Origin of the sequence: Microcoleus sp. S13C4, assembly GCF_036700865.1 — a bacterium.
Classification (GTDB): domain Bacteria; phylum Cyanobacteriota; class Cyanobacteriia; order Cyanobacteriales; family Microcoleaceae; genus Microcoleus.
In genome coordinates this window covers 31,331-55,423 of record NZ_JAUBPS010000013.1, presented here as the reverse complement: position 1 = coordinate 55,423, position 24,093 = coordinate 31,331, and the positions used below count along the sequence as shown (strand labels likewise).

General features: G+C 45.2%; 21 protein-coding genes, 1 tRNA gene and 1 pseudogene. 13 read left to right on the top strand and 10 right to left on the bottom strand.

Features of this window, described 5'->3' with window-relative positions; all coding sequences use genetic code 11:
• Nucleotides 1-180: 180 nt before the first annotated feature.
• Complete coding sequence (hisIE, locus tag QT996_RS08105; RefSeq protein ID WP_333045715.1) at nucleotides 181-831, bottom strand: bifunctional phosphoribosyl-AMP cyclohydrolase/phosphoribosyl-ATP diphosphatase HisIE; 651 nt, start codon at nucleotides 829-831, stop codon at nucleotides 181-183.
• A gap of 351 nt (nucleotides 832-1,182) precedes the next feature.
• On the opposite strand from hisIE, the gene hemL reads away from it, so the two are divergent.
• A complete protein-coding gene (gene hemL, locus QT996_RS08100) occupies nucleotides 1,183-2,481 on the top strand; it encodes a glutamate-1-semialdehyde 2,1-aminomutase (protein WP_333045714.1) in 1,299 nt (432 codons plus the stop codon).
• 258 nt (nucleotides 2,482-2,739) lie between these two features.
• Here the strand turns inward: hemL and QT996_RS08095 are convergent.
• Together QT996_RS08095 and QT996_RS08090 are read right to left on the bottom strand one after the other, a co-directional pair.
• Nucleotides 2,740-3,454, bottom strand: a pseudogene (locus QT996_RS08095) (IS1 family transposase).
• A 53-nt stretch (nucleotides 3,455-3,507) separates the two neighbouring features.
• Entirely contained in the window at nucleotides 3,508-3,906 is a 399-nt protein-coding gene (locus QT996_RS08090; protein WP_333045713.1) for a hypothetical protein, read from the bottom strand.
• A gap of 115 nt (nucleotides 3,907-4,021) precedes the next feature.
• Here QT996_RS08090 and QT996_RS08085 point away from each other — a divergent pair.
• Nucleotides 4,022-4,094: transfer RNA gene (locus QT996_RS08085), tRNA-Glu, on the top strand.
• 259 nt (nucleotides 4,095-4,353) lie between these two features.
• Nucleotides 4,354-5,385, top strand: a complete 1,032-nt coding sequence (locus tag QT996_RS08080) for a hypothetical protein (protein ID WP_333045711.1) — start codon at nucleotides 4,354-4,356, stop codon at nucleotides 5,383-5,385.
• A 153-nt stretch (nucleotides 5,386-5,538) separates the two neighbouring features.
• Here QT996_RS08080 and QT996_RS08075 read toward each other — a convergent pair whose 3' ends face one another.
• The 6 genes from QT996_RS08075 to QT996_RS08050 form a co-directional block, all read right to left on the bottom strand.
• Entirely contained in the window at nucleotides 5,539-6,657 is a 1,119-nt protein-coding gene (locus QT996_RS08075) for a beta-glucosidase (RefSeq protein ID WP_333045709.1), read from the bottom strand.
• 203 nt (nucleotides 6,658-6,860) lie between these two features.
• Entirely contained in the window at nucleotides 6,861-8,744 is a 1,884-nt protein-coding gene (locus tag QT996_RS08070) for a glycoside hydrolase family 2 TIM barrel-domain containing protein (protein ID WP_333045708.1), read from the bottom strand.
• A 222-nt stretch (nucleotides 8,745-8,966) separates the two neighbouring features.
• Entirely contained in the window at nucleotides 8,967-9,323 is a 357-nt protein-coding gene (locus QT996_RS08065) for an STAS domain-containing protein (protein WP_333045706.1), read from the bottom strand.
• 104 nt (nucleotides 9,324-9,427) lie between these two features.
• Complete coding sequence (gene glf / locus QT996_RS08060) at nucleotides 9,428-10,675, bottom strand: UDP-galactopyranose mutase (RefSeq protein ID WP_333045705.1); 1,248 nt, start codon at nucleotides 10,673-10,675, stop codon at nucleotides 9,428-9,430.
• Nucleotides 10,676-10,798: 123 nt separating this feature from the next.
• The gene (locus QT996_RS08055; RefSeq protein ID WP_333045703.1) at nucleotides 10,799-12,100 is read right to left on the bottom strand and encodes a glycosyltransferase family 1 protein; all 1,302 of its coding nucleotides are present in this window, start codon (nucleotides 12,098-12,100) and stop codon (nucleotides 10,799-10,801) included.
• 835 nt (nucleotides 12,101-12,935) lie between these two features.
• Nucleotides 12,936-13,973, bottom strand: coding sequence for an aldo/keto reductase (locus QT996_RS08050; protein WP_333045701.1), 1,038 nt, complete (start codon nucleotides 13,971-13,973; stop codon nucleotides 12,936-12,938).
• Nucleotides 13,974-14,396: 423 nt separating this feature from the next.
• On the opposite strand from QT996_RS08050, the gene QT996_RS08045 reads away from it, so the two are divergent.
• Nucleotides 14,397-14,798, top strand: coding sequence for a fasciclin domain-containing protein (locus QT996_RS08045; protein ID WP_333045778.1), 402 nt, complete (start codon nucleotides 14,397-14,399; stop codon nucleotides 14,796-14,798).
• Nucleotides 14,799-14,916: 118 nt separating this feature from the next.
• Here the strand turns inward: QT996_RS08045 and QT996_RS08040 are convergent, their stop codons facing one another.
• Nucleotides 14,917-15,063: a hypothetical protein gene (locus QT996_RS08040; RefSeq protein WP_333045698.1), complete on the bottom strand. Its 147-nt coding sequence runs from the start codon at nucleotides 15,061-15,063 to the stop codon at nucleotides 14,917-14,919.
• A gap of 77 nt (nucleotides 15,064-15,140) precedes the next feature.
• Between QT996_RS08040 and QT996_RS08035 the strand changes: the two genes are divergently transcribed.
• The 9 genes from QT996_RS08035 to QT996_RS07995 all read left to right on the top strand — a co-directional run bounded on the left by QT996_RS08035 (nucleotide 15,141) and on the right by QT996_RS07995 (nucleotide 24,015).
• The gene (locus tag QT996_RS08035; protein ID WP_333045696.1) at nucleotides 15,141-15,269 is read left to right on the top strand and encodes a hypothetical protein; all 129 of its coding nucleotides are present in this window, start codon (nucleotides 15,141-15,143) and stop codon (nucleotides 15,267-15,269) included.
• Nucleotides 15,262-15,393 (top strand): hypothetical protein, encoded by a 132-nt coding sequence (locus QT996_RS08030; protein ID WP_333045694.1) that lies wholly within the window; start codon nucleotides 15,262-15,264, stop codon nucleotides 15,391-15,393. Before QT996_RS08035 ends, QT996_RS08030 begins: the two co-directional genes overlap by 8 nt.
• 22 nt (nucleotides 15,394-15,415) lie before the next feature.
• Nucleotides 15,416-15,658 carry a hypothetical protein gene (locus tag QT996_RS08025; RefSeq protein ID WP_333045692.1) on the top strand — a complete coding sequence of 81 codons (243 nt, stop codon included), beginning with the start codon at nucleotides 15,416-15,418 and terminating at the stop codon, nucleotides 15,656-15,658.
• A gap of 118 nt (nucleotides 15,659-15,776) precedes the next feature.
• Nucleotides 15,777-16,940, top strand: a complete 1,164-nt coding sequence (locus QT996_RS08020) for a glycosyltransferase (protein WP_333045690.1) — start codon at nucleotides 15,777-15,779, stop codon at nucleotides 16,938-16,940.
• Nucleotides 16,941-17,065: 125 nt separating this feature from the next.
• A complete protein-coding gene (locus QT996_RS08015; RefSeq protein WP_333045688.1) occupies nucleotides 17,066-18,208 on the top strand; it encodes a GTP-binding protein in 1,143 nt (380 codons plus the stop codon).
• A gap of 177 nt (nucleotides 18,209-18,385) precedes the next feature.
• A complete protein-coding gene (dtd, locus tag QT996_RS08010; RefSeq protein WP_333045687.1) occupies nucleotides 18,386-18,841 on the top strand; it encodes a D-aminoacyl-tRNA deacylase in 456 nt (151 codons plus the stop codon).
• 162 nt (nucleotides 18,842-19,003) lie between these two features.
• Entirely contained in the window at nucleotides 19,004-19,474 is a 471-nt protein-coding gene (locus tag QT996_RS08005; RefSeq protein ID WP_333045686.1) for a hypothetical protein, read from the top strand.
• Between the two features lie 225 nt (nucleotides 19,475-19,699).
• Nucleotides 19,700-20,602, top strand: a complete 903-nt coding sequence (locus tag QT996_RS08000) for a hypothetical protein (protein WP_333045685.1) — start codon at nucleotides 19,700-19,702, stop codon at nucleotides 20,600-20,602.
• A 29-nt stretch (nucleotides 20,603-20,631) separates the two neighbouring features.
• A complete protein-coding gene (locus QT996_RS07995; RefSeq protein WP_333045682.1) occupies nucleotides 20,632-24,015 on the top strand; it encodes a TPR end-of-group domain-containing protein in 3,384 nt (1,127 codons plus the stop codon).
• The last annotated feature ends 78 nt before the right edge of the window (nucleotides 24,016-24,093 follow it).

Below are 24,093 nucleotides of genomic sequence, written 5' to 3'. Positions count from 1 at the left end.
ATTTCTCTTGTCTGTGAGTGGCCAATATTGTTGGTGAACCCGCCCTTACCTAGAGAAGTTTGAGAAAATATGAGGTACAAGTTGAGATTGGGGATTGAGGAATTGTTAATTAATTCGTGAATACCTCATCTTTGTGAAAAAGGCTATACCAATTCCCAATTCCCAATTCCCAATTACCGATTATTTTCGTCGATCGCCCAATTTGCGGTAAACTGCTCTTAAATCCACTTGATGGTGAGCCAAAGCAACCAAAGCGTGATAAAATAAATCCGCAACTTCCCCAGCGATCGCCTCTTTGTCGTCATCTTTGCAAGCCATCACCACTTCCGCCGACTCTTCGCCAATTTTCTTGAGAATCTTGTTGTCGCCGCCCTCGAACAACTTGCAAGTATAAGAACTTTCGTTAGGATGGTCGCGGCGATCGCAAATTACCGCAAATAATTGAGATAACATATCCCCAGGTGGCGGTGAAATTTCCCCCTCAACTTGGTGAAAACAACTTCTTTCTCCGGTGTGACAAGCAATATCTCCGACTTGTTCGACAGTGACTAGCAAAGCATCACTATCGCAGTCGTAACGCAGCCCTTTGACATTTTGAATGTGTCCCGAAGTCGCGCCTTTGGGCCACAATTGGGCGCGCGATCGACTCCAGAACCAAGTTTGCCCGGTAGAGAGCGTTTTTTGCAGCGACTCCCGATTCATCCAGGCCATCATTAACACCGTACCGTCCAAATAATCTTGGACGATCGCAGGCACTAAACCGCGATCGTCGTAACGAATCTTTTCAATTGGGATCGATCGGCTCAAAGTAGACAAATCAGTAGTAGACATAATTTTATTTCAACTTTGTAATATAGATTAACGCTTTCCTGTCGGAGATTGTTTTTTTATTAACCGCAGAGAACGCAGAGGAGGCAGAGGAAGAGAGAAGTTTGAGCAAGTGATGGCTAAATTGTCAAGAAGTATTTTACAAAAAATTACATTTTAGGGCGATTCCCTACGGGATAGCTTCGCTTCACGGTGCTAGGGCGACAAAGCTTAAAAAACCCAAGCTAGTATTGCTACTCATTGGTTTGTACCCTAAAATCTACTAGAATAGTTTCCTTGAATCGACCTAACCTTTATGTTGAACTGGCTATAAAATTATTCTACCAACAACAGACGTTCACTAAGGAGAAAACATTGGTTTCCACAACCTTGAAAACCACCAAATCAGAAGAAATTTTCGCTGCCGCCCAGAAGTTGATGCCAGGTGGCGTCAGTTCCCCCGTCCGCGCCTTCAAATCCGTAGGCGGACAGCCCATCGTCTTTGACAGGGTAAAAGGAGCCTACATTTGGGATGTTGACGAAAACCAATACATTGACTACGTAGGCACTTGGGGTCCAGCCATCTGTGGCCACGCCCACCCGGAAGTCATCAAAGCCCTTCACGAATCCTTAGAAAAAGGTACGAGTTTCGGAGCACCTTCGCTTTTGGAAAACGTACTCGCCGAAATGGTCATCGATGCCGTTCCCAGCATTGAAATGGTGCGATTTGTCAACTCCGGCACCGAAGCCTGTATGGCCGTTTTGCGCCTGATGCGAGCTTTCACCGGACGCGATAAACTGATTAAATTTGAAGGCTGCTATCACGGGCACGCCGATATGTTCTTGGTAAAAGCCGGTTCCGGCGTCGCAACTCTGGGCCTTCCCGACTCCCCAGGCGTCCCGAAATCCACTACTGCCAATACCCTCAACGCTCCCTACAATGACTTAGAAGCAGTCAAAGCTTTATTTGCCGAAAATCCCGGCGAGATAGCAGGCGTAATTCTCGAACCAGTGGTGGGGAATGCCGGTTTTATTACCCCGGATGCAGGTTTTCTCGAAGGTTTGCGGGAAATTACTAAAGATAACGGTGCTTTGTTAGTTTTTGATGAAGTAATGACCGGTTTCCGCATCGCCTACGGCGGAGCTCAGGAAAGATTCGGTGTCACCCCGGATTTGACTACTTTGGGTAAAGTTATCGGTGGCGGTTTGCCGGTGGGAGCTTACGGGGGAAGGCGGGATATTATGGGATGGGTGGCTCCTGCTGGCCCGATGTATCAAGCGGGTACGCTTTCGGGAAATCCTTTGGCGATGACTGCTGGGATTAAGACTTTGGAATTGCTGCAAAAACCCGGCACTTACGAACAGTTGGATAAGATTACCAAAAAACTGTCTGATGGATTGCTAAAAATTGCTAAGGAAGCGGGACACGCGGCTTGTGGCGGGCAAATTAGCGGGATGTTCGGCTTGTTTTTTGCGGCTGGCCCGGTTCACAATTACGAGGATGCGAAGAAGTCGGATTTGACGAAGTTCAGCCGCTTTCACCGGGGAATGTTGGAGCACGGAATTTATCTTGCTCCTTCGCAGTTTGAGGCGGGATTTACTTCTTTGGCTCATACTGAGGAAGATGTCGATCGAACTTTGGCGGCAGCTCGTGAAGTAATGGGGAGTATTTAGTTTAGTTCGTAGTCAGCACTGTAGTCCTTAAAACTTAGGGATGAACGATTAAAGTCCTTGCTGTTTTTGGCAGTAAGGACTTTAATTTTTCCTTCGGATATGATGTCCGGTCAATCTACCATCTTAGTTTGCTTGAGTTTTATCCGATTATTCTGTAGTAATATTACCTCGCGGACTGAGTGTAGACGGCGGAGTTCAGGTGAAAACGACGCCTAAGAATAGATAGGTAGTCCTGCATAGCAAGGAAAATCAAGGGTTTTAATTGGTAGATAAACTGGCGTTATACTCATGAATGAAATACCAAATAGCGCCAATATGATTGGAGAGTTTTTTGGAGAATGAAAGAGTTTTTCTCACCAATCTAGATATTCTTTGTCTCATCGTATTATTAAATCTTTATATATAGTTTGTCAGACCAGTCTCCTTTCCTACTGCCTTGGATCTTTTTTGAGGAAAAACTGTGACCTAGGCACTCCAAAAGTCTGTATAACTTACGGCACAGTGAGTCTGCAACAGGTGGCACAAGAATCCCATAATCCTTGAGCGCCAGCTTGCTCTCTTTTGGCAATATACACTCCTACAATTTATGAAAGTTGAGGCTTCAATTGCCAGCTCTTTCCACTGCTTGTTATCCTTATTGCCTACAAATGACCACATTTCATCACATTGAATTGTGAGCTTCCCTTTCTTTTTTGACTTTACTTCTACTTCTCTGTTTACTACTCCTAATTTTTTATTAACATAGTATTGCAACCACCGTGACGAAACCCCAGTAGCACTCACAATCCCAGCCAGAGATATCTTTTCTCATAAAAGTCGATCTATCAACTTTTTTGTTGCTAATGAAATCGGTTGATCTCTGGGATTCATGACGAATTGTCTGACCCAATCTCGACCTTTAAAAATTTGCTAATCGCTAGCGATTGCGACCATTTTTCCCGATGTATTTAGAGTTACACGTGGGACAGTTCATAAGCTAAAATTCAAGGTAGCTTAAAAGTATAAAATTATAACACATTTTCCTTGCTATGCAGGACTACCCTGTGGTGAATGTTTATTTGGTGCCGTCGGCGAAGGAGCGGAGGCTGGCGCTTTGTATTTTACGCAGTGCCAGCCGTTGGATGCGCTGATTGCTTGGGAAATTTGCAAGCTTGGTGGCTCAATAGCCGATTCTTGACGGCGACAACCCGGTTGTGCTGGTTCAGGACGACTACGGGCTGTACGATGAAGGATTGGGGAACTGCACCCAGCAGCCGGCTTAGAGGTGCTGTTGGGGGTAATTAGCGGTTTTGCGAGAGATGCTTCGATCGCCCTCAAGTTCGGCGAGATGGCCCGCGTCGCTTGTTTGGGCTTCCCCACCCAGAACACCCCCGGTTCGAGATTGCTCACCTCCGGGGCGATCGACAATTGCGATCGTATCCTCAAAGCCTACTGTGACTAGCTTTGGGACGAATAGAAAAAAAAGTTTCGCAAAGTAGTTGACAGATTGGGAAAGATTAGTTAAGGTAATAAAGGTGCGGAACACAAGCAAACGCAACGCGCCCCCATCGTCTAGAGGCCTAGGACACATCCCTTTCACGGATGCGACGGGGATTCGAATTCCCCTGGGGGTATTGAAAATTTAAGTCTGATATCTAGTATATGGGGTGGGCATTTTGCCCGCCCTTATTGCTATTAGGACTTACGCACGGGTAGCCAGAAACCGGGTTTTTGCCCAGAAGACCCGTCACAGCCTGCAGCCACCGCAAAAACCGGCTTTATTTAGTTTGGTTCCTGGTGCATCGTTGAGCGATTTACCCCGGATTATTGAGCGGATACATAGGCCCAATATAGTTGAACACTTAGACAGCTAATAGCAGCAAAGGGAGTGCGATGTACATACCTGTTACTTTCGACCACAGCGGCATCCAAAGGAACGAAGCAATAGAAATAAAAGTTAGAAACTTTAAAGACTTAAACTTACAGGAAAGACATATTGAAGAGTTCTTACGCAAAAACATTAATTTGCTCTTTGGGGATGACCAAACTCTTCTAGTTGTAGGTCAACAAGTTCGTAATGCGAGTAACGGGATTAGCGACCTGACTGCCATTGATGCAGATGGCAATATTGTTCTAATCGAGATTAAACGCGACGTACAAGACATCAAAGCCAGAAAAGAACCTTTTGAATCTCAAGCTATCAGGTATGCCGCGAGTTATGCCAAAATTTCTACACCTGAATCCCTTGTAGAGTTGGTCTATAGCTCGTATATCGAGATACACAAAGAGGAGTATGAATTAGGTGATTTGACTCCTAGTGAAAAAGCGAGACGAGAGTTGAATAAATTCTTGTCAAGCAATGACGCACTCAAAACCTTTAACAAAAAACAACGAATAATACTTATAGCCTCATCCTTTGATGAGCAAACCCTTTCTGCTGTTGCTTGGTTGATTGCAAATGGGGTAGACGCGAGCTGTCTTAAGATCACTCCTGTTTTTATAGGAGAGCAAGGTTTTTTGAGGATTGAGAAAATTTTGCCTCCGGCACAACTGGATGATTTTTACGTGGGTTTAGCCGGAGAATGTTCTACAATCAAGGAAGAAATTATATCCACTGATTCTGGCTTTAATAGAACTTGGCTACCTCGAATGGACCAGTTGTTTGAGTGGGAATTAATCAAAGCTGGGGATAGCATTGAAATTAAAGAGTTTGAAAGCTCTGAAGCTATAATAATTGATGATACATTCGTCAGATTTAATGGGGAAGAAATCTCCTATAATAATTGGGGAAAGAAAGTTACTGGTTGGTCTTCTATAAGTATTTATGAATGGGCAATGCTTAGTTCGACTAATAGAACCTTACATGAACTAAGGAAGGAAAAAATGGCAGAGTTGGAAGCCAAAGGCAGTCCATGGGAAGAATGAGACTAGCGGTTGTAGAGCTATTTGCTTTCTTAAAGCAGCTCAAGGCTTTTTTCGGATATTGCAGTCGATAGAACGGACACGAGATCAGAGTATTAATTAGATTAACAGCTTAAGGTGCGCCGCAGCGCACCCTAAAGAATTAGATCGCAGCTATCACTTCTGCAACTTCAGCAACGGTTCAATCTGCTGCCTTTGAAACTGCAATTCATCCGCCAAAGGCTGATAAATTTCCCGATCGCCCTTTGCATCGCAATAATCCCACAAACCATTGTAACAGTGCCTGTCGTCGTCCCAACCCGGATGGTTAACAATCGGATACAAGCAGATTCCCTCTATCGGAACTCCTGCTTTCATCGCCGCCATTACCTCAGTGCACACATAATTAAACCAGACAGGTCTAAAATCGTCTTCAGTTCCCGTTTCGGCGATGAATAAGGGGCGGCGGTAACGCTCAAAAACTTCTTGCAGCATTTCACCAAACGGGCGGTACAGCGGATCGGTGTATTTCATGGGCTCTTCATTGTGAATCCACTGATTGCGATCGTAATAATTCAACCCAATAATATCGAGATATTTTTCCTGGCCGCCAAGTTCCGGGCGAAAGCGTCCCGCCAACATATCCCAAGCTTGATATTGAGATAAGCGATAACCTTCTGCCGCGTCCCGATCCTCCGGTTTGTCAGGATCGGCAATAATGTTAATTGTGGGGTCGATTTGAACGATGCGGGTGCCGGGATTGACTTCCCAAACTGATTCTATCGCTGCGATCGCTGCTTTGATCAACTGGGTTTTGAGCTCGTCTCCCCTTCCTTTAGCAAAGGGATTGATATAAGCAACTTCCCCGCCCGCCCAAGCAATAAATGAAATTTCATTGACAGGTGTCACGAAAGGTATTTGGTCTGTTTCCTCAGTTAGCACTTCCATAAAAGCGCGCACCATATCTGCAAACCTGGTCACGAATTCGGGACTGAAAATATCAATATCGTCAGGCCAGCCGTAGTGAAACAAATCCCAAATTACCTGCATTTTCATGTCGCGGGCGGCCCGGATAATTGGCAGGGAACTGGAAAAATCGTATTTTCCGGGCGACTGTTCAATTAAGTGCCAGCGGAGGCCTTCGCGGACTGTGTAAATGCCTTGCTGTTGCAATCGCTGGTAGTCGGCGACTGCAAACTTATCGTGGCCGGTGGCGGCGGTGACATCGAGGCGTTTTCCCGATCGCAATTTGTGGGTAGAACATTCAAAGCCACCCATGAAAAAACTTTGAAACATTATATCTACGTAATGGGTAATTGGTAATGGGGCATCGGGCATTGGGCATCGGGCATTGGGCATTGGAAGAGGTTCATAAATGATTGAGACTTGTTATATCCAATAACTTGGAACTGCGGGCAATTATTACCAATCACCAATCACCAATTACCAATTACCAATTCCCAATTCTCCATGCCCCATGCCCGATGCCCCATGCCCAATTAGCACTGAGTAATAGCTTGCGACTGTGCACTTTCTTCGGGAATATCCCAGCCGAGAGTTGCCGCCGCCATCGCCTCTAGGGGAAACTTGGGAGTGCGATCGGCATACAGCAAACCGTTAGCTTCTTGGTAAGTATCGGTCAACTGCGTGTAACAAAATCCACTGAACATTTCCACTTGGTTTACCACCTTCAGCAGGGCGGTGTAGCGCCTTTGCAGTTCCTTCGTGTCCCACGCGCGGATGTAGCCCCAAACTCTGTAATAATCGGGGTTTTCGTGGCCCGCGCAGGCGATGCCGCCGAATTCTGTCAGCATCACCGGCTGTCCTTGGTGCGGGTGGCCGTCCAGGGTGAGGATGCGCCCTCCTGGACGCCCGCGATCGAACAAATCGGATAGCTGGACTTCGGGCCCGTAGCGCTTGGCTAGGGTTTGCGGGTTGTTGTCGTAGTCGTGAATCGCCAGGATGTCGGTATCGATGCTTTCCCAGCCGTCGTTACCGATGACGGGGCGAGTCGGATCGAGGGTTTTTGTCAAGAAGTACAGCGCTTGCACGTAGTTGCGGTGGGCTGCGGCTTCGACTAAATTCGGAACTCCCCAGGATTCGTTGAACGGCACCCAGACTACGATACAGGGGTGACTGGCGTCGCGGTCGATGACTTCCGTCCACTCCCGCGTCAGCCGTTCAACGGCTTTGGGAGTGAAGCGGTAGGCGCTGGGCATTTCTTCCCAAACTAGGAGCCCCAGCACGTCAGCCCAGTACAAAAAGCGCGGATCTTCGATTTTTTGGTGCTTGCGGACGCCGTTGAAACCCATTGCTTTGACTAATTCGACATCGTGGCGCAAAGCTTCGTCCGAGGGGGCAGTCATCATGGTGTCGGGCCAGTAACCTTGGTCGAGCACCAACCGCAAGTAGTAGGGGCGGCCGTTGAGCATGAAGCGATCGCGCTGGATGCTGACAGTCCGCATGGCGGTGTAGGATTTAATTTCGTCGAGTAGTTTGCCGTCGGCCCACAACTGCACTTGAGCGTTAATTAGCGTCGGCTTTTCGGGACTCCACAGCAGTTCGTTGCGGTAGTCGTCGATACCTGGGTCTGAGAGGGCGATACGACGGTGAATTTCGCCGTTGATGACTTCGTAGGTGTCGTTGACCAGCATTAAGCAGCCGATCGACAGTTTAACTTTAATCTGAATTCCCGACTGGCGATCGCCCGCGACAAACGCTTCAAAACCGATTTCCCAGCGTTCAAACTGCGGAGTCCAGCGGATGCGCTCGATATAAGTGTGAGGCACCAATTCTACCCAGACTGTCTGCCAAATGCCGGTCGTGCGCGGATACCAAATACTGTGCGGCTCTATTTGCCAGTCTTGCTTGCCGCGCGGTTTCTCCAAATCTTGCGGGTCGTCCTGGGCCCAGACTGTTACCCGCTGCGGCCCGCTGAGGTTCAAAACTGCTGTAATGTCCGCGGTAAAAGGAGTGTGTCCGCCTTGGTGTTCGATGACAAACTGACCGTTCACCCAGACGCGGGCGCGGTAGTCTACGGCCCCGAAGTGCAGCAGAACTCTTCCTTCGGCGTGGGGCACGTCAAATTCGCGATCGTACCAACAGTTCGCGTGAAAATTCGTGTCACCGATCCCGCTTTTTGCCGATTCCGGAGCAAACGGCACTTCGATAGTGTGAGTCCACTCAGAAATATCGATCGGCTGCACGCAGCGTCCCGCGTCGTCGTAAGCAAACCTCCACTGACCATTGAGACAAATCCAGTTGCTCCGGCGCAGTTGGGGGCGGGGATAACCTGTTTTCCGCCCTTGAACAGTCACCTTACTGTCGAGAGTGGAAGACTCTTCTATATCGCAATTTTCTACTTCTCTACCTAACCAGCTCATCGGCACATCTACCCGAAGTTATATTTATAGGTTAGCGACAATTACCCCGACTTTGACAAGTTTTTTGCTGATTAATTTGCAAAAGTTGTGCCAATTAAAACAGCCTCATCTGAAGGCTCTCTTGTGCTGAAGTCATTAGTCAGAAGAAGGAACAATAAACCAGGAAGAAAAAACCAGGAAGATTTTTCCTATGCCCCACTCTCCCCCTCTCCTCCTCTCTCTCTAGCTAGCCAGACTTTGCAAACCTCCTAACGGTTCAGTCAGCTCGTTTTTGAGAGAAAATTCTTCCGCAAACGGCAAACACTGAAATATTTGCTGTAGTCCCGTCAGTTCAAAGAGAATTCTAACTTGTTCGCTCATAGCCGAGATCAAAAGTATACATTCGCTGTCTCTAACTAATTTCACGATCGCCACTACAGTCATTAACTCGGAATTTTTCAGAAAATTTATTTGTGAGAAATCCAGCATAAGAATTTTGCCACCGCTTTCAATCAGGCGCTGTATTTCTTTCTGAAACTGAGCAGATTGAGAAATTTCCAAAACCTCATGAGACAAAACAATTTTAACTAGAACGTTCATTTTTACCTCAATGCTTGTTTGAATTATTAAATAACTTTTGATGAAAACCGAGTAAGGTGCTCTGTGGGCACCTTACCTTTTTACCCGTAACTCGCCGTTTCCAGCTACTTGCTAACCGATTTGCCGTTCCCGTTGCCGTGGCTGTTGCCGTTGTTGGCAGCAGCGACTTCTAGAGAAGGTGTGGCTGGCATCTCGATCACTCCATTCGAGGAGCTTAGATTAGAGGCAGAACCGTTAACATTTTCTACCAATTCAATCACGGGCTTGGTAGTAATTTGATTGTAAGTTGTCAGAGCTTGAGCGACCACTTGATCCATGTTGTAATACTTGTAAGTCGCCAGCCTTCCCACGAAAGAAACTCCCGGAGTTGCATCAGCCAAAGCCTTATATTTCTTGTAAATTTCGGCATTCTCTGGACGCGGAACCGGGTAGTAAGGGTCTCCCTCAGCTTGCGGATATTCGTAGACAATGCTAGTTTTTTGATGCTCTTGTCCGGTGAGGTATTTAAACTCCGTGCAGCGAGTATATAAATGCTCGTTGGGGTAATTTACGACCGGTGCTTTTTGGTGTACGGGTACGTTCAGTGTTTCGTGCTTGAATTCCAAGGAACGGTAAGGAAGTTTGCCGTAGCAATAATTGAAATAGGTATCGACCGGTCCGGTGTAAATCATTTCTCCGTAAGGGATAAAACCCTCAATCTCGCGGTAGTCGGTATTCAGCATCACCTTGATGTTTGGGTGATCCAGCATCTTTTCAAACATCCGAGTGTAGCCGTGCAGCGGCATTGCTTGATAGGTATCGGTGAAATAGCGATCGTCCCGGTTAGTGCGAGTGGGTACGCGCGCAATCACTGAGTTGTCGAGTTCCGACGGGTCCATTCCCCACTGTTTGCGGGTGTAGTTGCGGAAGAATTTCTCGTAAAGTTCGCGGCCGACTTTGCTGACAACTACATCTTCGGAAGTGCGAATGTAATCCTTTGGTTCTGCTACTTTCGCGAAGAAATCTTCTACTTCAAATGAGGTGAGATTCAGTCCATAAAGTTCGTTTACGGTGTTGAGATTGATCGGAATTGGCAGCAGTTGACCGTCAACACTGGCTAGGACGCGGTGTTCGTAGGGCCGCCACTCGGTGAAGCGCGAAAGATACTCGAAAACTTGGCGCGAATTGGTGTGAAAAATGTGGGGGCCGTATTTGTGTACCAGGATGCCGTGGTCGTCGTAGTGATCGTATGCGTTCCCACCGATGTGGTTGCGGGTATCAATTATCAGGACTGTTTTTCCGGCTTCATTTGCTAGTCTTTCGGCAATGACGCTACCTGCAAATCCTGCTCCGACGATTAAATAGTCAAACATTGAAACACCTCTGATTGTGGGTAAGGGTAAGGAATAATTGGTAATTGGAGATACAGCGAGGAGTGTTGAGTGTTAATTTTTGAATGCGTAAAGTGTAAATCTTTAACTTCAACCTCAACATTCCTAACTTAAAACTTTCATCCGGCCTTCTGCTTTCTGCCTTTTCTCGTCGATCGCACTTTCGATCAACCCCAGCATTTCGCCCCAGGTATTGTCCCAAGAATTGTCTGCTAAAAAGGCGTCTACTTCACTCAGCCACTTGGTCCGAACGTCCGAACTTTCGCTGAGGATTTCTTGGGCACAAGCAACGAATTCTGAAGAATTGCTAGCAATCCGAACCAAGCCGTTTTCTGCGTAGGGCCGCACCACGTCGCGGATAGGAGTAGAAATCACAGGTTTGCCGGCAGCGAGGTATTCTGGAGTTTTCGTGGGACTAATAAACTTAGTGGATTCGTTAATCGCAAAAGGTAGCATTGCGATATCCCATCCGCCAAGATACGCTGGCAGTTCTTGATAAGATTTGCCGCCGAGATAGTGGATATTTGGGTGAGTTGGCAGAGTTTCCGGATCGATTTTCGCCACCGGGCCAATGATGACTAAATGCCAGTCCGGCCTTGCTGCCGCAATGCCCGCCACCAGTTCGATATCCATGCGTTCGTCTATGACGCCATAAAATCCCAAACGCGGGTGAGGAATGTCTTTTTGATCCGCCGGTTCTTCTGAAAGATTCCTGGCTGTCGCAAAGTGTTCTTTTTCGATGCTGCTGGGGAAGGCGTGAATGTTTGGGTGCTGGTGCTGTTTGGCTTCGTAAAGGTTTTGTCCCCCGGTAAATACTACGCTAGCGCGCTTTAATAATTGGTTTTCATTGGCTTTTAAATCGCGGTGCGCGCCTTGGAATGCTGACAGTTCATCCATGCAGTCGTAGACTACAGCTAGTGGCTTCAAGTGGCTGGTGAAACTGACAGCCATTGGTGTGTAATACCAGAGGATGTACTGGCTAATTTCTGCCGCTCTAAACAAATCATCTAGCATGGCCTGCTGAGCAGTTTGGGCTGTTGCTTCGCTGGTTCCTTTGCTGAGGTGGGGTACTATTACCCAGACTCCGCTTTCGTGGATGCTGACATCAAGCCACCACTCTGTAGCCGCGCTAAACATAGGTTCTTCTACAAAGAATACGCGACGAGTTTTGGCACAGCGACTCAAGAGATGTTGCGGACGTTGATAAACAAAATTCCACCGCAAATGAGACAGGCAAACTAAATCTGGTGCATCTACAGCCTCAGTTTTTGATAAGTTGGCGCGCAATGTGGGCGAGGGTACGAATTGAGAGGGCGACTTGGCTGGATCTATAGAGGTAAATCGGATCTCCCATGCTCGCTCTTTATTGCTATAATTATTGTTTACTGAGTTTTCTGGGGGCGACATAATTAGCCTCTGGAATTTGTCAAGGAAAATTGTCACTTAAAAGTGGTCAATAGGATATATTTCTCAGCAGTGTCTTACTGAAAGTCGCAAGCATAAATCTGAGAACTTTTATTGACTAGCAAGCGCCGCATTCATGAAACCAAACAAAGAAACTGTTTAGCTGCGGAAAAACACGCTTATCTACTTTTTTCAGAAGTGAAACTTGGAGATAAGTTAATATTGTTAGACTTGCTATTGTTGTTAAATGTAACCCAGTTTTTCTGCCCTAACTTCTATCTGAAGGATGACTTCTATCTCAGAAGGCGCTTAGCTTGCACGCTGGGTTCAAAAGCGGTTAAAATGCCGATCGACCTTGTAAAATGACTCTTGACTGGCAGGTACGGGGTGAAAAAAGAGCAAGTTTTATTGCTTTATTTGGAGAGGATAGAAAACTTGCAATCAAATTTATCTTGCTTTTTGATTTGACAAACCTAGCCTTTTTTAAAGTCATCCGAGTCGCTAGTAGGGAAATTTTGTATCCTAATATACAAAGTTCGTCAGAGATTTCTGACTTCCGATAGATTAACAATTAACAGTTTATGCACTGGGGTGAAACTCACCGAACAGCACCTGGCTCAACAATACCACAGAAACCAGGCAACGGCAACGATAAACCTAAGATTTTACGCGAGTCTGTGCCAAGAAACCTAGGTGACGACATTTGCGCTGTGGGCCTCCGTTTAACCTCGCGCCCAGAGCACAAATGTCAATCACCCCTCTAATAGTGGGTTCGCCGATATCTGCAATCAAAGGCAAAATATCCACGTAAATCCGTGACTAGAAAATAGCAGCAACTTTACAGTCGCCGGCTGTTAATTTTGGCGATTCCCCCTCCAAAGGCAAAATCTTGCACCGTCGAACTCTTTAAGAAATCGTGAGGGAAACCCAATTCAATTGCGCTTACTTTGTCTAACTGCTGCATTTGTTCTGGGGTTAATTGAAACTCCAAACAAGCTAGATTTTCCTGAAGTTGCGAGAGTTTACGCGAACCCACAATCGGAATAACTTCGACTGGCTGTTGGATCAGCCAATTTAGGGCTACTTGAGAAGCAGGTTTGCCAATTTCGGCTGCTATTTTGCTAACTTCGTCAGCAATGTTGAGGTCTCGTTCGTTAATTTTTCCCGATTCAGGTGAATTAAGCCGTTTAGCTTCACTGGCTGTTTCTGAAGTGTTGTATTTTCCTGTCAGCAAACCGGCTGCTAGGGGGCTCCAAGCTGTGACGCCAAGATCAAAGGCTTTTGCCATAGGGATCAAGTCCCGTTCAGGAGTTCGCTCTTTTAAAGAATACTCGATTTGCAAGCCGATAAATGGTGTCCAACCGCGCAGGTGGGCGATCGTATTTGCTTGAGAAATAATCCAAGCAGGCGTATCGGAAATGCCTATGTAAAGAACTTTGCCGGCGCGCACCAAATCGTCAAAAGCGCGCATCACTTCTTCGACTGGTGTGGTAAAATCCCAAGCGTGCAGCCACAGCAAATCTATGTATTCAACTTGCAATCGCTTCAAACTTGCTTCTACTGCTTGTACCATATTTTTGCGGTGGTTGCCGAAACCGTTGATGTCGCCATTCTTCATGTTGAGGCTATACTTAGTGGCAACTACCCATTTTTCGCGATCGGCTGCGATGAACTCGCCGACATATTTTTCGCTAGTACCGTTGGTGTAGAGATTCGCGGTATCAATGAAATTGCCGCCGGCTTCTGCAAAGGCGTCGAACATTTTCCGGCTTTCGTCGTAGGAGCTCCCCCAACCCCACTCTTCCCCAAAAGTCATGGTTCCGAGGCAGATTTCCGAAACGCGAAGTCCGCTGTGACCTAGTAGTTTGTATCTCATGTCACCCTTCCGCTAATTAATGGTTGTTAACAGTTTAGATCGGGATTTCCCAAACTGTTGCCATCAGTCGGGGTGGCGGGCTTTTGCGGTGCGTTAGCGTTGTGCTTAATCTTGAATGTTTTACCAAGTTAATCAAAATGTCTTAGCTTCCGGGGCTCCGAGCCATCGCCCCTGCGTTTAGTTTAAATAGCGTAGGGGCGATGGTCTTACTAATGTATTTAGGATTACATGAATAAATTAAAATACCGTAAAATGGCAAAACAAGTATCTACCTTTAGATAGGTATTTTATAAATGAGTTAAATAAAAAAATGCTATCTTAAATAATCAGAAAACCAGACAGAACCAGAGAAAAAATTAATGTAGCTAAATTAACTTTTTAGCGTTATAGTGATTTATAGATTACAAAAACTAGGTGACTCACTTGGCTGATATCGTTGATACCGCCGTTTCGGCAGGCTCTTTTACAACCCTAGTTGCTGCTGTCAAAGCTGCTGGTTTAGTAGATACTCTCAAAGGCGCTGGCCCCTTCACAGTTTTCGCACCTACTGACGAAGCTTTTGCTAAGCTTCCTGCAGGTACTGTAGACGCACTGCTTAAGGACATTCCTAAGCTCACAAAAATCCTAACTTATCATGTCGTTTCTGGCAAAGTTATGGCCGCTGATGTGGTCAAGCTGACATCTGCCAAGACAGTTGAAGGTTCAGAAGTGAAAATTGATGCTTCCAATGGCGTCAAAATCAATGATTCTACCGTTACAACAGCCGATGTTGCTGCTGATAATGGCGTCATCCACATTATTGATTCAGTCTTGCTTCCTGCGTAAGCACAGATTTAGATAGCGCAATACTATCTTGAGGGCGGTGGCTATAGTTAGCCACCGCCTTGTTTTAGTTGATAGTGGAGATTTAATATTTTTTTACGTAGATCCATAATTAAAATTATTATAGAGTAGCGGGAATTGGGCGATCGCACTCGCGAATGTCTGCCCCCAATTTGTCGCTGCTGGATTTACCGGCAAAACAGGTTACAAGCCAACTGCCTTTACACTCTTGGGCTGATTCCCGGTTGATGCGTAGATACCATGACACCAAACCCAACATTTCTCCGAGAAACTGGGTTTACGAGGTCTTGTCCTAATTAAGATACAATAAGAAACACAAGGAAAGTGCGATCGACATTATTTGACCGTCAAGCTATGCAATCTACAACTCACTCCGAGACAGAATCGGCGATGGACGCTCCCAAACACGGCTTACCCGTTACCATCATTACAGGATTTCTTGGCATTGGTTAATCCAGTTTACAAAGTTTTAGAACGCCAAGAAAATCTCGACTATCTAGTAGTCGAAACAACCATATTTGCCACAGTCGGCGGCATTCCAGACGATTTCACTCCTCCAGACTTTCACTGCCCGTAGAAAGTCACTCTAAAGTAAATTTATGTCTGTTGCAATAGAAAAGAAACTATTTATTTTAGATCACGGATGGGAACATTTGACTCATTGGATGCAGACAGTTATCGCACAACCTGCACTTACAGCCAAAGCTCAACTTGCAGACCCCCGTTTGGTAGCTAAAAACTTTACTTGGAAATACGGACTAGAGCAGTTGCTTGATGTCATCTTACCCGAAAACACGATCTATAAAATAGAAAAATCAACTTTTGAATCAATAATTCTGTAACCTAATAACTCTTTTTATTAATGGTAACGGGTAATTGTTAATTGGGCATTGGTAAGAGGTAATGGGTGATAAGCGCTCAGCAACACATCAAAACTAAAAACTAACAACTAACAAATAAATGCGTATAATTGTTGAAGGCTGGCGTTTTTTGCCGCACTCCTACGCGATCGCCAATCAATTTCAGCTACTAGAAATGCTGAAATATCCTAACTTAGAAATTTTTCACCAAGATATCCCATATCTAGACGAAAATTGGCAGCCAGCAACCGGTTTGTTAGATGCAACTGCTGAAGCAGCAATAAAAAATATTCCTCACCCTTCCGCATCTCTCAAAGCAGACGCTACGTTACGGATCTCAGTACCTTACAATTTTGCACCCTCAAATACAAAACGGACGTGCTTGTTTGCCACAACAGAATGGGGGATTCTGCACAACGAAAACTTTAGAATAACGGGCGCAGCTTCCCTCCGCGAAGGACACAGCAACTCCGATATAATTATTATTACGCCTTCCCATTGGTCGAAAACCGGATTTATCCGCAGCGGTGCGAATCCAGATCGCACAATTGTCATACCCTGCGGCATCGATCCCAATATTTACAAACCTTTAACAAAATCGGAACGCGAAGCTTTGCGGAAACAGCTAGGATGGGACGGATTTGTATTTTTGAATATCGGTGCAGGATCTCCAAATAAAGGCATCGATTTATTGTTAAAAGCTTTCGCAGTTGTACTTGAAAGTTATCCCGAAGCGAGATTAGTATTGAAAGGAGAAGAATCAATATATGAGTCGGATTCTCTGATCGCTCAAAACATAGACGAACTGACATTTGACGAAGCAGAAAAAGTTTTGCCGCGCATGGCTTACATAGGAGAAACACTGCCTTTTGCAAAAATGGCTCAACTTTATCAAGCCGCCGATGCCTACGTATCTCTTTATTTAGCAGAAGGATTCAATTTGCCCGCACTAGAAGCAATCGCTTGTGGCTTGCCCCTTATCTGCACTAAAGGCGGCCCGACGGATGATTTTACAACTCCAGATTTTGCTTGGCACGTCGAAAGTACGTTTCAAGAAGGTACTTCTAACGGTCAGCCTATATTTCGCCTGATGCCAGATTTAGAACATTCGATCGCCTTAATGAAAAATATTATAGAACAGCCGGAGTTGTGCGATCGCTCTCGCGAAGCAGGCCCCAAATTTGTAGCGGCTGGGTTTACCTGGAAACACGTTGCAGACCAACTCCTAGAGGTACTTTTGCCAACAATTCGATCGCCAAATTAAACAGGGTGCGATCGCATAGTTGGTAACTTCTGATAATTAGCGCTTGCAGGGCGCTGTTCGGAATTAATATAAGATACAATAAGAACCACAAGTTTAAGCTTCAGACCTTATTTGACATTCAAGCTATGCAATCTACAACTCAGTCCGAGACAGAACTGGCGATGGACGCTCCCAAACACGGATTGCCCGTTACAATCATTACAGGATTTCTCGGCAGTGGCAAAACAACCCTGCTCAACCATATCCTGACCAACCAGCAGGGTTTGAAAACAGCAGTTTTGGTAAATGAATTTGGCGAAATCGGCATCGACAACGAACTGATTGTCACCACCGACGACAACATGGTTGAGCTGAACAACGGCTGCATCTGCTGCACAATTAATGAAGATTTAGTGAATGCAGTTTACAAAGTTCTGGAACGTCAAGAAAATCTCGATTATCTAGTAGTCGAAACAACCGGACTCGCCGACCCGCTACCAGTAGCAATGACTTTTTTAGGCACAGAACTGCGCGACCTGACTCGTCTCGATTCGATAGTGACAGTAGTAGACGCAGCCAACTACAGCTTAGATTTGTTCAACTCTCAAGCAGCTTACAGTCAAATAGCTTACGGCGATATAATTATCCTCAACAAAACTGATTTGGTTGAAGAAGCAGATTTAGATTTGTTAGAAGTTAAGATTCGCGATGTCAAAGAAGGTGCTCGAATTCTGCGAACGGTAAAATCGCAAGTTCCCCTACCGCTAGTCCTCAGCGTCGGATTGTTTGAATCTGACAAATATTTCCAATCAGAGGAAACTCCTAGCAGTCACGAACATCACGACCACGAACATCACGACCATCACGACCACCACGATCACGAACATCACGACCACCACGACCATCACGGTCACGAACATCACGACCACCACGACCATCATGGTCACGACCACTCCGGCCATTTAGAAAATGACGGATTTACCTCAATTTCTTTCCAGAGCGACAAGCCATTTTCTCTGAGGAAATTTCAATATTTCTTAGATAACCAACTGCCAACAAATGTGTTTCGCGCGAAAGGAATTATGTGGTTTGAAGAAAGTCCCAAACGGCATATTTTCCACTTGAGCGGCAAGCGATTTTCGATGGATGACGACCAGTGGAAAGGTGAGCGCAAAAACCAGCTTGTTCTCATCGGTCAGGGTTTGGATACCGAGACTTTGCGATCGCAACTCGAAAACTGTCTTTGTATGCCTTCAACCAATCGCGGCAAAGGTTTTGGGAAAAACTAAAGGTTGAAAATTAAACAGAACCGACGTGCGCTGGCCAGAAACCCGGTTTTTTCGTCGAGACTTCGCGGTCAAAACCGAGATTGATCCGAGAAACCGGGTTTCTGTTCATAATTCCTATTAAAAAGGGAAGTTTACCTTTTGATTTTTAGTTTTAAATTTAAGAATTTCTAATTTCCCATGCGAGTCATCATCCAGCGAGTAAAATCATCTCAAGTCGAAATTGAAGGTCAAATTGTCGGCAAAATTGGCCGCGGACTTAACTTGCTTGTAGGTATTGCGGACACCGACACCGAAGCAGAACTCGATTGGATGGCTCGCAAATGCCTGGAATTGCGTTTGTTTCCCGACTCGGCCGGGGATACCGGGCGCTGCGACAAGTCCGTACAAGACATCGGCGGCGAGTTGCTGGTTGTAAGTCAGTTTACCCTCTACGGCGACTGCCGCAAAGGTCGGCGGCCTTCCTTTGACCGAGCAGCGGCTCCAGAACGAGCTGAAATTTTTTATGATAAATTTGTCGAAAAGTTGCGCCAGAGCGGCTTAAAAGTTGAAACAGGCGTGTTTGGAGCGATGATGCAAGTCTCGATCGAGAATGACGGGCCGGTGACTTTGGTATTAGAGAGAGAATCGGGGTGAGTTGTGAATTTATAATATAAATAGTTGCCGTGAGTATGGTCACAATAAAAAGTGATTATGGTAATGTAACTCCTAAGTTAATTGTGAGAGGATTACTCAAATTTAGTCGTTCGGCATAGCTTATGCCAGTCTGACTCAGACAAAAATATTATTTTTACATTTATGTTAACCCCAGTAACTAAACCATCTGTCCGAGTTACGGAAATCGGCGAGTACATCCATTATCAATCTTGCGATCGCCGCTTTAAGCTAGAGCATAATAACCGAAAGCTTGGCCGAGAGCTTCCGTTTGCAGAACGCCTCTTCAACTCCTTAGATCCAGTTCTCCAAGAGGCGGGGCGATTGAGGGAGAACGAATGGGAAACTTCTCTCCAAAAAAATGGTCTCATTGACCTCACTTTGTACAGCCAAAAGTCTGCTGACGAAAAGAAGACACCCTGGACTACCTTTGTCGCACAATTGCAAGGTATAAGTTCAGGACAAAGAGCATATGGACGCGAAATTTCTCTTGAAGCAGACGAGGGAGCTTTCGAGATCAAAGGTCAAATTGACTTTGTACTAATCCTGTGGGAGGCCGATCGACCAAAGCTGCGAATTGTTGAATGCAAAGCCAGTCGTCGAGCTCCAAGTTAACTACCATTTTTATGATTCGGCGGTTTCAACCGCTTATATATACAATTTTTTTTAAGCCTGAGTAGTTACGCAATAATAACAAGCGATTGGATGAATTCATAAATCCTGAAATCGTTGCCCAGAGGGGAGTTCATGTGTTATGGTTTGAGCGCCACAAGTAAAAAACAGGATGTGAGATTAGGTCAAAACTCTTAAAATCACAGAATGTAATGGGGAAGAATTTAAATGAAAGTAGTTGGTATTCATGGAATCGCCCAAGACTTTTTAGGCAGTCCACAGCTTGAAAATGCTTGGTTGCCTGCACTACAAGGAAGCCTAGAATTGATCGAACAGCCCCGCTTGACACGATCGGAATTTGGGATGGTTTTTTATGGGGACTTATTTCGCCCATCGGGAATGCGTTCTGCGGGAGTCCCCAAGTTGACAGCGCGGGATGTTGAAACGGAATGGGAAGAAGCCTTACTCGTTGAGTGGTGGCGTGCAGCGGCAGAGTTATCGATCGCGAATCGTAGCGCTGGCGACCCATTAGGCGAAGATCCCAGCATTCAAGAACCTGAGTTTCAAGGTCGGGGACGAACTCCCGAGATTGTGCAGCGTGCATTAAGGCAGTTGTCTAAGTCACGCTTCTTCCGAAACTTGGGCCCGGAAAAAACATTAATTTTTGCCTTGAAGCAAGTTGGTTTATTTCTCCACGATTCGGATACAAAAAAAGCAGTTTTGGAACGGGTAGAAGCCAAAGTCTCGCCAACAGAGACAAAAGTAGTGATCGCCCATTCCTTGGGTTCCGTCGTTGCCTATGAAGCTTTGTGCGCTCATCCAGAATGGAATGTACAGACGCTGGTAACGCTGGGTTCTCCTTTGGGAATCCCTAATTTGATTTTCGATAAACTGACACCTCCGCCGGAGAATCGTAAAGGTGCCTGGCCGAATATCAAGCAATGGTTTAACATTGCTGATAGCGGTGATATTGTGGCACTTCAGAAATCCTTAGCCCCATACTTTGGAGATGGAGACGATCGCAAAATTGTCGATCGGCTTGTTTATAATGGATGGGAGTCTCATTCGGTGGAAAGGTATTTAACAGCAAAGGAAACGGGTGCTGCTGTTGCCACAGGCTTGATAGTTTAACGTGCTGTTCAAAATAATTTCGGCTGACAATGGGTAACTCTAAACGGTTTTTGATTGCGATCGGCTCTGCATCGTGCCCTAAAATGGAACTAGCAGACTTAGCTATAGTCAAGAGTGATGTCGATCGAGTCGTGGATTTGTTTACAGGAACACAGCAGGGGTACACCAGAGTTTTATCCGATCAGATTTCGATCGACGCAGAGGCTGAAGACATCAAAAATGCCCTGTCCCAATGGTTTGGCTGTTCGGAAAGAAGTCAGGACGATATCGTTATCCTGTATTATGCCGGACACGCAGGCGAGGATGGCAATCTAGGTTCCCACTATCTCTACACATTCAATTCTCGACGCGAGCAATTAAGTACCAAAGCGATTGAAACTCAACAGCTCGTTAGATGCCTATTTGAGGGAAATAATAACTATCCTGAGAATGTCTTACTAATTCTGGACGTTTGTTATGCAGGCTCGGGGGCGAGTCGGATTCTTGATAGATTGACTTCTGACTCGACGATTCGTAAGCCATCGGGATTTTACGTTCTCTGTTCGACGAATTCAGATACAGAAGCAGGTGATGGTGATTTTGTCGATGCTTTAGTAAGCGTACTGGAAAATTCTGATTGGGAGGATAATGACGAATTTTTAGAGCTTTCTAAACTGAGGGATAAGATTAACGAATATTTCCAGTCCAAAGCTTCCCCTCAAAAAGCGACGTTGAGCAATATCGATAGCGCAAATCCCCAAACCTTCATAAAAAACCCGAAAGCGCGATCGCCGATCTCAACTGCTTTAGCACAGTCCAGTTCCGCAAATTTAGGTCGGGAAAAAGCCTCAAAACCTCCCCGCAAAGGTTTGTTCGTTTCTCGCCATTCGACCAAACGGTTTCTGGATGATTTTGATAAGGCGATTGAGCAACCCAACTCCGCACCGTTGATGTTTTATGCGTATGGAATTGGGGGAATTGGCAAATCTACCTTACTAGATGAGTTAAAAAGTCTGCACCACGGAGAGGTGAAATTTCTGACGGCTGATTTTAACGACAGGCGATTGAGTAAACCCATCGAACTGATGAAACACTTACACCAGCAATTGTCAATTCATCAGCCAGAGGCAGATTTGTTCACAGTTCGGTATCAACAGTACGAAGAAACGCTGCTACGACTGGAAACTGAGGCGACGGCAGAAACTCAAATAGTGGGCGCTGAGCAGAGGAGTTTGGTTCAGGAATATATGGGAGTGGGGCGAAGTTCGATCGTCACCGAGGATGAATCCACGTTTAATCAGCTTTCAACAAGAGAGCGCTTCGAGAAACTTTTGAGGCAACATCCAGCTACGCAAGGATCAACACAGGAAAAGATGAGCTTGCGAGATCTCATGCTCGATCCACAGCAAAAGCTCACTCAGGCTTTTGCAGAAACCTTGATTCAGTTGTCGCAAGAGATGCCGATCGTGTTATGGCTCGATACCTATGAAAAAGCACAGAAAGATTTTAATGAATTTTTGGGTAATGAATTACTCAAAGATACGACATTGCACGATTTTCCAGTCCGAATTGCGATGGCAGGACGCTACAAGCTGAGTCATGGACGTTATCAGCATAAATTTCAAGATAGGGGATTTCCGCTAATCCGAGAATATTCTCTCGCTAAATTCAGCAAACAAGAAACTCAACAATATCTTGAAAATATTGGAGTGACCAATAAAGATCAGGTGAGGCGAATTTGGAGTGCAACTCAAGGATATCCTTACTACTTAAATTTACTGAAAAAGCAAAAGGAAGATGATGGAAAAATCACCTTGTCTGGGGGACAATCTGGCATGGTGAACTTACTCCTAGATGGGTTGGATGAAACTCAACAACGAGTTGTAAAATTGGCAGCTCACTGCCGTTCGTTCGATGAACAGTTAATTCAAGCTTTGCTGCAAGAGTTTGGAGAAGCTAATATTCCATTCGGTAATGGAATTAATTGGTTTAAGTGGTTGACAGAGCGTGATTTTACAATTTCTGACGGTTCATATCGGATTGATGATGTTGCCAGAAGCGTGATTCGGGAAACACAGCATCAAGAAGATAAACAAAAATTTTGGCGAATCCACAATTGGATAGCCGATTATTTTGAGTACCTCGCCGATAAAGAAGTATCACCCGATCGCTCTCCCCTCGATAAATATGAAAATTCCGAATGGCAGGAGCTGATGATAGAAGTCATTTATCACAGACTATTTGCCAATAAAACAGAAGGAAAACGTCAACTATTAACTTGTTTTTTTGAAGGAGCTTATTTTAAGAAACCATTAATTGCAAAAAGTGCATTTTTTGCAATTGCCTCAGAAGCCGAACTAAAAGAAAACAAACTATTACGGGAAGATATTCAGAAGTTTCTAGACAGCATAGAGAAAACTATCGTATTTGGATGGTGGGTCATCGATATGCCTGAAAAAGACTATAGCATTAACATCCCGGGAGAAGAAGATTCGAGCCAAGTTAAGTCCAAAATTGAGTCGGGACTAAATGTTTGCTTCCGTGAAATTCTGAATTTAACAGGTTTAGCAAAGTGTCTGGCTCTAATAAGTTACAGTCTGCGGAGTTATAGCGACCACACGCGAGCTTTAAGTCTTTTGAATCAAACTCATGCAGAAATTGAAACACTTAAAAATTTCGAGAATACTCATTTTCTAAGTGATATTTACTTTTATTTGGCTTTAGCTTTTTCTTCAATAGATTTAGACGAACAAGCATTAATTAGTATCAACATATCTATTGAAACCGAATCAGAAAAGTCTCATTATTACGCTAGAAAGAGTGTAATATTGGGTGAGTTAGAATACTATAAAGAAGCCCTAGTCAGTATCAACAAAGCTATTAAAGTTGATCCGGAAAATTCTCATTACTACGTCCTTAAAAGTCAATTACTATGTTATTTAAGACGCTATAACGAGGCGATTATTAGTAACAAAAAAGCTATTCAAATAAATCCTAAGCCCTTTGAATCTTACGATGCAAAAAGTTTAATTTTAAGCCTAATCGGGGAGGATTATCCAGCCGCGATAAATAGTTGCGAGCGCGCAATTCAGTTAGGAGGAAATAAACCTCTATTACTCGTTAATAAAGGAATCGTTCTCTCCCGTGCAGGCGAATACTCACAAGCTATGAAATTGTTCGATCAACTGATTCGCAAACATCCAGAAAATGAGGAAGGTTACTACGGAAAAGCCTGTTGCTATGCCCGACAAGGTGACACCGAGCGAGCTATTGCTGCGCTTCAACAAGCAATCCATATCGCTCCGCGCCGTTGTTGTCGGGAAGCTCGAGGGAACCCCGACTTTGACTCCTTGCGGAATGACCAGCAGTTTATTTCCTTAGTGGGAGAGAGTCAGAGTCGCGAGCTATCTTCAATTGATGTCGATCGCACTTGAGTTCCCAACCGCTCTGGTTTCTTCGGTAGCTCCGCACCCAGCAAGTAGTATTTGATCTACATATAGCAATTAGAGAGC

What these genes read in the sequence shown, in the direction of transcription:
- QT996_RS08080 (WP_333045711.1), top strand. Translation starts at nt 4,354, where the DNA reads ATGTACATACCTGTTACTTTCGACCACAGCGGCATCCAAAGGAACGAA.
- QT996_RS08020 (WP_333045690.1), top strand. Translation starts at nt 15,777, where the DNA reads ATGCGTATAATTGTTGAAGGCTGGCGTTTTTTGCCGCACTCCTACGCG.
- hisIE (WP_333045715.1), bottom strand. Translation starts at nt 831, where the DNA reads ATGTCTACTACTGATTTGTCTACTTTGAGCCGATCGATCCCAATTGAA.
- QT996_RS08000 (WP_333045685.1), top strand. Translation starts at nt 19,700, where the DNA reads ATGAAAGTAGTTGGTATTCATGGAATCGCCCAAGACTTTTTAGGCAGT.
- QT996_RS08005 (WP_333045686.1), top strand. Translation starts at nt 19,004, where the DNA reads ATGTTAACCCCAGTAACTAAACCATCTGTCCGAGTTACGGAAATCGGC.
- QT996_RS07995 (WP_333045682.1), top strand. Translation starts at nt 20,632, where the DNA reads ATGGGTAACTCTAAACGGTTTTTGATTGCGATCGGCTCTGCATCGTGC.
- QT996_RS08015 (WP_333045688.1), top strand. Translation starts at nt 17,066, where the DNA reads ATGCAATCTACAACTCAGTCCGAGACAGAACTGGCGATGGACGCTCCC.
- glf (WP_333045705.1), bottom strand. Translation starts at nt 10,675, where the DNA reads ATGTTTGACTATTTAATCGTCGGAGCAGGATTTGCAGGTAGCGTCATT.
- QT996_RS08070 (WP_333045708.1), bottom strand. Translation starts at nt 8,744, where the DNA reads ATGAGCTGGTTAGGTAGAGAAGTAGAAAATTGCGATATAGAAGAGTCT.
- QT996_RS08065 (WP_333045706.1), bottom strand. Translation starts at nt 9,323, where the DNA reads ATGAACGTTCTAGTTAAAATTGTTTTGTCTCATGAGGTTTTGGAAATT.
- QT996_RS08075 (WP_333045709.1), bottom strand. Translation starts at nt 6,657, where the DNA reads ATGTTTCAAAGTTTTTTCATGGGTGGCTTTGAATGTTCTACCCACAAA.
- dtd (WP_333045687.1), top strand. Translation starts at nt 18,386, where the DNA reads ATGCGAGTCATCATCCAGCGAGTAAAATCATCTCAAGTCGAAATTGAA.
- QT996_RS08050 (WP_333045701.1), bottom strand. Translation starts at nt 13,973, where the DNA reads ATGAGATACAAACTACTAGGTCACAGCGGACTTCGCGTTTCGGAAATC.
- QT996_RS08055 (WP_333045703.1), bottom strand. Translation starts at nt 12,100, where the DNA reads ATGTCGCCCCCAGAAAACTCAGTAAACAATAATTATAGCAATAAAGAG.
- QT996_RS08025 (WP_333045692.1), top strand. Translation starts at nt 15,416, where the DNA reads ATGTCTGTTGCAATAGAAAAGAAACTATTTATTTTAGATCACGGATGG.